This window comes from Pseudomonas sp. ICMP 3272 (genome assembly GCF_001466905.1).
Classification (GTDB): Bacteria; Pseudomonadota; Gammaproteobacteria; order Pseudomonadales; family Pseudomonadaceae; genus Aquipseudomonas; species Aquipseudomonas amygdali.
In genome coordinates this window covers 1-8,867 of the sequence record NZ_LKEK01000092.1, presented here as the reverse complement: position 1 = coordinate 8,867, position 8,867 = coordinate 1, and the positions used below count along the sequence as shown (strand labels likewise).

Annotated in this window: 2 protein-coding genes; both read right to left on the bottom strand. The window is 61.2% G+C overall.

Annotated elements, in window-relative coordinates:
• Positions 1-4,717: non-ribosomal peptide synthetase (locus AO068_RS23275; protein ID WP_152999764.1), on the bottom strand; the 4,717-nt coding region annotated here is incomplete at its 3' end.
• Between the two features lie 417 nt (positions 4,718-5,134).
• A partial coding sequence (locus AO068_RS23270) for a non-ribosomal peptide synthetase (protein WP_152999763.1) occupies positions 5,135-8,867 on the bottom strand: 3,733 nt, incomplete at its 5' end.

The following is an 8,867-nucleotide window of genomic DNA, read 5'->3' as shown; positions in this document are numbered from 1 at the left end:
CGACGTTCAAGGTCAATGGATAGTTGGTGCGTTCTTCACTGTTCAGGGCTTGAATACCCTGCCAGGCCTGGGCAGTTTGTTCTGCAGCGCTGCCAACCGCGCTGTGGCGGTAATTGAGCAGTGCGCTGAACAGTGGCGTTGGTGCGGCTACACCGCTGCACCGCTGGGCCAACGCCAGTGAGGCATGTTCGTGAGCGAGCAATGCGGTAAGTTGCGCGTGTGTTGCCTTGACCCCGGCGCGTACCCCTTGCCCGCCTACGGCGACCCGCAGCGGCAAGGTATTGATGAACATTCCCAGCGCCCTGTCAGCGCCCTCGCCGGCCTGCATACGGCCCAGCAGTACAGTACCGAACACCACATCGCGACGATCGGAAACCTTGCCCAGCACCTGAGCCCACGCCAAATGCACCAGACTCGCGGCACTCACACCCTGTTGTCGGGCCTGAGCACGCAGTCGCAGGTTCAACTGGCTGTCCACTACAAGAGCGGCTTCTTCGATATCACGGCCATCGCCCTGCACATCCTGCAGGCCGAAAGGCAGCGTCGGTTCGTCGATATCGCCCAGCATGTCGCGGAAAAACACTTCATGATCCGCCTGGCTTACACCCAGACGCGCCTGAGCCAGGTAATTGCGATAGGGCACCGGCGCCGACAAGGATTCTGCCTCGCCCAACAGCCAGGCCTGCATTTCATGCTGCACCACTTCCATGGCCATATGGTCCAGGGCCATATGATGGAACAGCAGCATCGCGATAATTCGCTGGTTGAGCGGGTCCTCGGCATGGACCAGGCGCATCAGTGGCGCTTGAGTCATATCGAGGCAGTAGTGACGCGGATCGAAGCGGCTATGCAGTTGCGCGCCGATCTCACCGTCAGCCGGGTCAAGTTCAAGCCCCTCAAGGTGCAATTTCGCTTCACGCCAGACCACCTGCACGGGTGAGTCCAGACCGTCCCAGACCACACCGGTACGCAGAATGTCATGCCGGTCGATAACCATCTGCAAGGCTTGAACGAAGGCGTCCAGGCGCTCGCGGTCATCAAAGGCAAACTGGCTCTGCAGCACATAGGGGTCGCCCTGCTCGGCTGCGATGTGGTGATAGAGAATGCCTTCCTGCAACGGTTGCAGCACATAGGGGTCGCCCTGCTCGGCTGCGATGTGGTGATAGAGAATGCCTTCCTGCAACGGTGCCAGCGCGTAGATATCCTGAACATTTGCCACGCCGCCGGGTACGGTAGCGACCACCTGGTCGATCTGCACCTGGGTCAGATTCGCCAGTGGCAACAGCTCCGGGGTGATGCGCTCGCAGCCTTTGTCTATCAGGTTGGCGGGTACCTTGATGTCATGGCCTGCGCCGACGGCTGCGGCCAGTGCGGCCAGCGTGGGCTGGCTGAACAGCACGCGTACATCAGCGCTCAGGCCCGCCTGACGCATGCGTTCGATCAGGCTGACGGCCAGTAGCGAATGCCCGCCGAGCTCAAAGAAGTGATCGTGGCGGCCGACGCGTTCAACGTTGAGCAATTCGGACCACAGGCGCGCCAGGGTGATTTCCACTTCACCCTCGGGAGCCTCGAATTCACGGCTGGCATAGGCGTAAGCGTCCGGTGCCGGCAAGGCCCGGCGATCCAGCTTGCCGTTGGCGGTCAGCGGGAAAGAATCCAGCACCATAAAGGCGCTTGGCACCATGTATTCGGCCAGAGAAGCCGCCAGTTCGCGGCGCAGTTCGACCGCTGATAAGGCGCTGTTGTCTTCGCCGACCACGTATGCCACCAGGCGCTTTTGCCCAGGTTCGTCCTGGCGGGCCAACACCACGGCCTCCCTGACGCCAGAGCATTCGACCAGACATGCTTCGATTTCACCCAGTTCGATACGGAAACCACGGATTTTCACCTGGTCATCGTTACGGCCCAGATACTCGATAACCCCGTCTGCGTTCCAGCGGCCGAGGTCACCCGTGCGGTACAACAGGGCTCCAGCGTCGTCGCTGAAAGGGTTGGCGACAAACTGTGTGGCGTTCAGCTCAGGACGGTTCAGGTAACCCTTGGCCACGCCCTGCCCGCCGATATACAGCTCCCCGCCCACGCCCACGGCCACCGGTTGGCGCAGGGTATCGAGCACATAAACCTGGCTGTTGCCAATCGGGCGACCGACAGGAATACCGCCGTTGCCGACCGAGGTGATCTCATGGGTCGTGGAAAAGGTCGTCGCTTCGGTCGGGCCGTAGCCGTTGAGCAAGTGTCGCGGAGCGCCTTGTTTCAATACCCGGGCGATCACCGCCGGGTCCAGCACATCACCACCGACGATCAGGTAGCGCAATTTCGCGAAGGCCTCCATCAGGCCGTCGGCATACTGATGGAACAGGCCCGCGGTCATCCACAGCACGCTGACCGACTGGGACAACAGCAGCGCGCGGAGCTTGTCCAGAGACAGCAACACCGACTGCTCCACCACAACCACGCAGCCGCCATTGAGCAGTGGCGCCCAGACATCCAGGGTGCTGGCGTCGAACGCCGGGTTTGAGGCGAACGCTACACGATCCTGTGCATTGAAGTCAGCGTAACCGTTGTTGATCACCAGACGGCTAACAGCACGGTGCGGCACCAATACGCCTTTGGGCATACCGGTGGAACCGGAGGTGTACATGATGTAGGCCACCGATTCGGCGGAGGCTGATGATGCCGGGTTGTGCGCATCGCTTGGCAGTTGCAGCAGGTCAAGGTCAATCCGCTGGATGCCTTCAGGCAGGTCGTGGCGAGCCAGCGTCAACACTTGCCGCGCCCCGCAGTCTTGCAGCATGAATGCCTGACGCTCGGCGGGAGCGTTGATGTCCAGCGGCACGTATGCCGCCCCGCATTTGATAATCGCCAACTGACCGGCCAGCAGATCGAGGGAACGCTCCAGCAGCAATGCCACCCGCTCGCCCGGTTGCACGCCGAGGTCGACCAGGTGACGAGCCAACGCGTTGGCGCGACCGTTCAATTCCCGGTAGGTCAGGCACTGGTCATTCTGTACAGCAGCAAGTGCATCAGGCTGCGCCGCCACTTGCTGTTCGAAAAGTTCCTGCAGGCTGCTGTTGCGTGGGTAGTCGCGTGCCGTGTCATTGAAGTCATGCAGCACTTGCTGGCGTTCGGCTGAAGAGAGGACTTGCAGACGCTGCAACGGGGTTTGCGGCTGCTGCTCCAGCGCCTCTACCAGCGCGCCGAGTGCCGTCAACATGTACTCGCCGATGCGCTGTGCACCGATCTGCGCCAGGGCCTGAACCGTCAGGCTGAAGCCCTGGCCCAAGTCGTCCACCGACAGAGTGATCGGGTAAGTGCTCTGCTCCTCGCTGCCCAGGCTCTGCAAGCCATTCCAGGCCTGGAGCGCTTCGGCCGAAGCCACCGATTCGCTGGCACTGTGACGGTAATTGAGCAGCGAATTGAACAGCGGCGCCGGTGCGGCCACGCCGCTGCAACGCTGGGCCTGGGCCAGGGACGCATGTTCATGGCCGAGCAAGGCTGTCAGCCGTGCATGGGTAGTTCTGACCCCTTCACGCACCGCGTGCCCTTCCAGCTTGACCCGCAACGGCAAGGTGTTGATGAACATGCCCAGTGCCCGATCGGCACCGTCGCCGCCCTGCATCCGGCCCATCAGCACTGTGCCGAAAACCACATCCGATTTGCCCGACAGTGCACCCACCACCCGCGCCCAGGCGAGGTGATGCAGGCTCGCGGCACTGACTCCAAGCTGCCGGGCCTGTGTGCGCAGGCGCGCGCTCAACGCGTCATCGACGGGCAGGTGCACATCTTCGATCAGTTGCTCGCTGCCCAGCGTTTCGACCACGCCGAACGGCAGCGTCGGCTCGTCGATGTCGGCCAGCATCTCGCGGAAAAAACCTTCGTGAGCATCAGCCCCGACACCCAGCCTAACCTGTGCCACGTAGTTGCGATACGGCACTGCTTCGGGCAAGGCATGGCCTTCGCCGAGCAGAAAGGCCTGCATCTCGTGTTTCACCAGCTCAAGCGCGGCGTGGTCAATGGCAATGTGGTGGAACAGCAGGATAGCGACCCAGCGAGCGTTGGCCGGATCTTCAGCACAGACCATGCGCATCAACGGGGCCTGGCGTAAATCGAGGCGGAACTGCCGGGAATCATAGCGTTCGTGCAACTGGGTTTCGATGTCGCCGTCAGCCACGTCCAGCGTCAGTTCATCCACGGCCAGCGCCGCATCGCGCAACACCACTTGCACCGGTTCGTCTAGGCCTTCCCAAACCATCGCCGTGCGCAGGATGTCATGGCGTTCGATCACCGCCTGCAGTGCCTGGGCGAAGTCGTCGAGACGTTCGCGGCTCTCGGCCCCGAACAACGCCCGCAATACATACGGGTCGCCCTGCCCGGCCGTCAGGTGATGATAGAGAATCCCTTCCTGCAGAGGCGCCAGCGGATAGATGTCCTGCACATTGCCAGCCCCGCCCGGTATCGCATCGACGATTCTGTCAATCGCCTCTTGGCTCAGATTGGCCAGCGGCAGCATGTCCGTGGTAATGCGAAACGCCGGACTGAGCCAGTCACCGCCCATTCGAGCTACCAGCGTCAGCAGTTCTGCCTTGTGCACGCTCAGGCTTTCAAGAGTGGCACTGTCCAGCCCCTCGTCGTCTCCGAGAATCACCAGATCATCTTCTTCCTGTTGAAGACGGATCGGGTGCGTGGAAAGAACTGCCATCAATTCGCTGAAGTGCATCGAATAACCTGCTGTTTTTCATTTCGGAGAGGGTTGACGACTCCGGGGCACGGTGTCGCAAACAGTGTTTCGCACGATAAATACGGAGGGGCTTCGAAACTCGAAGACAGAACGGGATCCGGGCGCAGGTATGATTGGAGCCACAGCAATAAAGGGCTGCGATCCTATGACACACACGAAACTTCCCATTCGCCGTGCTTCCCACACGCCGCAAAAATTAGAGCATCCACAGGCGACTGTCTGTCGTGGGAAGCTGGGACAAGACTTGAGGGTGACGTCAACGCAGCGATGTACGAGCGCTTGGCTGAACAAGCAGGGGGGGATGTTGGGAAAGCGTTGGGAAAGCGTTGCGAAGGGCTTCAGGGTGGACGGCAACCACTCGACCGTTTGCAAACCGGTCGGGTGGTTGCCGTGGCTTCAGATACGGCGTTTGCGCTTGAACGTCGGAATTTTCGTCTCCGGCACCTCCAGCCGCTTGACCTTGCCCACTGAGGCCGCCACCTGAATAAGCGTCGGATGACCGAACAGCACTCTAACGTCAGCTTCGAGGTCTGCCTGACGCATGCGCTCGATCAGGCTCACCGCCAACAAAGAATGCCCGCCCAGTTCGAAGAAATGGTCATGACGTCCGACCTTTTCGACATTAAGCAGGTCCGCCCAAAGCGCTGCCAGTTTGATCTCGACGTCACCCACCGGGGCTTCGTAAGCGCGCGAGACAAGTGCGCTGCTGTCCGGTGCCGGCAGGGCCTTGCGGTCGAGCTTGCCGTTCGGCGTCAGCGGCCACGCGTCAAGCGGCATATAAGCTGCCGGGAGCATGTAGTCCGGCAGCAGCCCTTGCAGGTACGTGCGCAGATCGCTGCTTTCCGGTAGCCGTGCAGGGTCGGACGCTGTGAAATACGCCACCAGACGGGTTTCGCCTGGTACGTCCTCACGGGCGACAACCACCGTTTCCTGTACCCCTGGGTGCTTGGCCAGACACGTTTCGATCTCGCCCAGTTCGATACGGAAACCACGGATTTTCACCTGATCATCGTTACGACCCAGGTATTCGATATTGCCATCGGGCAGATAACGGCCAAGGTCACCCGTGCGGTACATGCGTGCCGCGGGCTGCTGGCTGAACGGGTCTTTCAGGAAACGTTCTGCGGTCAGATCATCGCGGTTCAGATAACCACGGGCTACACCTGCCCCGCCGATGTAGATTTCACCCGGCATACCTCGCGGAACGAGCTGTTGCTGCTCGTCCAGCAAGTAGAACCGGGTGTTGCCCACCGGCCTGCCGATATGCGGAGCGAAGCCGTCTTCGCGGTCCATCGCCACCCAGCTTGAGTAAGTGGTGGTTTCGGACGGCCCGTACAGGTTGCAAAGGCGCTGCACGCCGGTTGTCTCGAACAGTGATTCGACCAGACTGCGCTTGAGCGCTTCGCCAGCGACGTTGACGGTGTGAACCGATCCTGGCAACCCGTTGATTTCCAGCAGCGCTTTCAGCGCTGACGGCACGGTGTTGATCAGGCCGATATCGTGTTCGCCGTGTTGCAGTTCAAGAACGTTTTTCACCACGTTGATGCTGCCACCCGACGTGAGCGGCGCGAAGCATTCGTAGACTGCGAGGTCGAAGTTCAGCGAGGTGGAGAACAGCGTTTTTTCCAGTGCAGATCCGTCGAAAGCCGTGTGCGCCCAGGTCAGGAAGTTAACGGTGTTGCGGTGTTCGATCATCACGCCTTTCGGCATACCGGTCGAACCCGAGGTGTAGATCAGGTACGCCAGATGTGCCGAGGTCAGGCCCTCGACTTCCGGGTTCTGTATGGATTCGTGTTGCCAGGCGCTCTGATCATCAAGGTCGATGGTCTGCACCGAAACGCCTGCCAGCAAATGCCGAGTGGCTGCCTTGACCAACACCGCCGCTGGCTCACTGTCCTGCAATATGTAAGTAATTCGTTCGGCCGGATAAGCCGGGTCCAGCGGCACATAGCCACCGCCCGCCTTGAGGATCGCCAGCAAGCCGACGATCATTTCTGCCCCGCGTTCTACGCAGATCCCCACGCGGGAATCCGGCTGAACGCCCTGTTTACGCAAGGCATGGGCCAGGCGGTTGGCCTGGTCGTTGAGCTCGCCATACGTCAGGTGCAGTTCGCCATGCACCACCGCCAAAGCCTGCGGCGAGCGCTCGACCTGTGCTTCGAACAGGCCATGAATGGTCTGCTGCTGCGGGTAATCCAGCTCGGTAGCGTTGAGCCCGAACACCAGTTGCTCACGCTCTGCTGCCGGCACAACCGACAAACCTGCCAGAGGCATTTCGCTGGACTGCTCCAGTGTGCTGACCATGCTCTCCAGCGCCGTCTGCATATACGCGCAGACCCGTTGCGCATCGATACTGGCGATGGTTTGGACCGTGAGGCTGAAGCCCACCCCTTCATCGTTGACCGAAAGGGTCAACGGATAGTTGGTGCGTTCTTCACTGTGCAGATGTTCAATGCCCTGCCAGGCGTCGAAAGCCTGCTGATTGACCTCTGCGTCGACATGCCGGTAGTTAAGCAAGGCACTGAACAGTGGCGTTGACGCTGGCACCCCGCTGCAGCGCTGGGCCAGTACCAGTGAGGCGTGCTCATGGGCGACCAAGCCACTGAGCCGTGCGTGAGTGGTTTTCAGGCCACTGCGCACGCCCTGCTCACCCAGCGTGACGCGCAGCGGCAAGGTGTTGATGAACATTCCCAACGCCCTGTCGGAGCCGACACCGCCCTGCAAACGACCGAGCAACACGGTGCCGAACACCACATCGTCTTTGCCTGACACCGCGCCCAGTACACGGGCCCAGGCCAGGTGATACAGGCTGGCGGAGCTGACCCCGAGTTGACGAGCCTGCGCCCGCAAGCGCTGACTCAGGTCGATATCGACCCGCTGGCATGCTTCCTCGATACCGCGCCCGTTGCCCTGCACGTCCTGCACGCCGAATGGCAGCGTGGGCTCGTCGATGTCACCGAGCATGTCACGGAAAAACGCCTCATGTTCCTCGCGGCTTACACCGAGTCTGGCCTGGGCCACGTAATTGCGATAAGGCACGGACGGCGGCAGCAAGGCTTGCTGGCCGAGCATGTGCGCCTCGATTTCGCTGGTGAGAATGCGCAGCGACGTGGCGTCGTCAACCAGGTGGTGGAACAACAGCATGCCCAGCCAGCGATTATTTACCGCGTCGTGGGCATAACCGATGCGCAGCATCGGCGCCTGACGGATGTCCAGGCGCGTGTGGCGCGGGTCGAGACGCTTGAGCAACTGTTCGGTGACCTCGCCATCGGCCGGGTCTATTACCAGCTCATCAAGCATCAGAGGCGCTTCACGCCAGACCACTTGCACCGGAGCCTCGAGACGCTCCCAAAGCACGGCGGTGCGGAGGATATCGTGCCGCGCGATTACAGCTTGCAGTGCCTGGGCGAAACTGTGCAGACGCTGGTTATTGTCGAAGGAAAATAGTGCGTATTGCAGGTACGGGTCACCCTCGACCGCTGCAAGGTGGTGATACAAAATCCCCTCCTGCAGCGGCGCCAGGGCATAGATGTCCTGCAAGTTGGCCATGCCGCCGGGCACGCTGGACGCCACGCGGTCGATGTCGTCCTGGCTCAGCGATGCCAGCGGCAGCATGTCTGGAGTGATGCGCTCGCAGTCGGTGGGAATAAGGTTGGCGGGCACCTCGACGGCCCCCTTGCCGCCCACCGCCGCCGCCAGGGCAGACAGGGTCGGCTGGCTGAACAGCACGCGTACATCGGCAATCAGATCGATCTGGCGCATGCGCTCGATCAGTTTCACGGCCAGCAGAGAGTGGCCGCCCAGTTCGAAGAAGTGGTCATGCCTGCCGACCTGCTCCAGTTGCAGCAGGTCTTGCCAGATATGCGCAATAGCCATCTCGGTATCGCTTTCGGGCGCTTCGTAGCCACGGCTGATCAGCGCATCACCGTCCGGTGCTGGCAGCGCTTTGCGGTCCAGCTTGCCGTTCGGCGTCAGTGGCATGGTATCGAGCAGTACGTAAATGGCCGGAACCATGTATTCAGGCAACTGTTGCTGCAGGTGACCGCGCAGGGTTTCGATATCGGCAGCAGTGTGCCCCGCAGACCGTGTGTAGTAAGCCACCAGACGTTTGTCACCGGGTATGTCTTCG